1 protein-coding gene is annotated in these 962 nt (G+C 35.6%); it reads left to right on the top strand.

Annotated features, from left to right (window positions below):
• On the top strand, positions 1-912 hold a 912-nt coding region (gene tuf, locus HF862_RS09930; protein ID WP_170187697.1), incomplete at its 5' end, for an elongation factor Tu.
• Positions 913-962: the final 50 nt, after the last annotated feature.

Here is a 962-nt window from a genome sequence, read left to right as displayed (position 1 = left end):
ATGATTACAGGAGCAGCTCAAATGGATGGAGCAATCCTAGTTGTATCAGCAGCTGATGGACCAATGCCTCAAACAAGAGAACACATACTATTATCAAGACAAGTTGGAGTACCATACATTGTAGTATACTTAAATAAAGCAGATATGGTTGACGACGAAGAATTATTAGAATTAGTAGAAATGGAAGTAAGAGAATTATTAACTGAATATGGATTCCCAGGAGATGAAGTACCAGTAATAGTTGGATCATCATTAGGAGCATTAAACGGAGAACAAAAATGGGTAGACCAAATAATGGCATTAATGGATGCAGTAGATAGCTACATTCCAGCGCCAGAAAGAACAATAGACAAACCATTCTTAATGCCAATCGAAGACGTATTCACAATAACAGGAAGAGGAACAGTTGTAACAGGAAGAGTAGAAAGAGGAATCATCAAAGTTGGAGAAGAAGTAGAAATAATCGGAATCAAACCAACAGCAAAAACAACAGTAACTGGAGTAGAAATGTTCAGAAAACTTCTTGATCAAGGAGAAGCAGGAGATAACATAGGAGCATTATTAAGAGGAACTAAGAAAGAAGAAGTAGAAAGAGGACAAGTATTAGCAAAACCAGGAACAATCACTCCACATACAGAATTTAAAGGAGAAATCTACGTATTAACAAAAGAAGAAGGAGGAAGACATACTCCATTCTTTACAGGATATAGACCACAATTCTACTTCAGAACAACAGATATAACAGGAGCAGTAAACTTACCAGAAGGAGTAGAAATGGTAATGCCAGGAGACAACATCACAGTAACAGTAAACTTAATACACCCAATCGCAATGGAACCAGGATTAAGATTTGCTATTAGAGAAGGTGGAAGAACAGTAGCATCAGGAGTTGTTTCAGAAATTATCAAATAATAATAAAAATTATTAGAGATAAAAAAGGACTAAAGAAATTTAGTCCTTTT

Origin of the sequence: Fusobacterium sp. FSA-380-WT-3A, assembly GCF_012843705.1 — a bacterium.
Classification (GTDB): domain Bacteria; phylum Fusobacteriota; class Fusobacteriia; order Fusobacteriales; family Fusobacteriaceae; genus Fusobacterium_B.
This window is presented reverse-complemented; position numbering and strand designations above follow the sequence as displayed.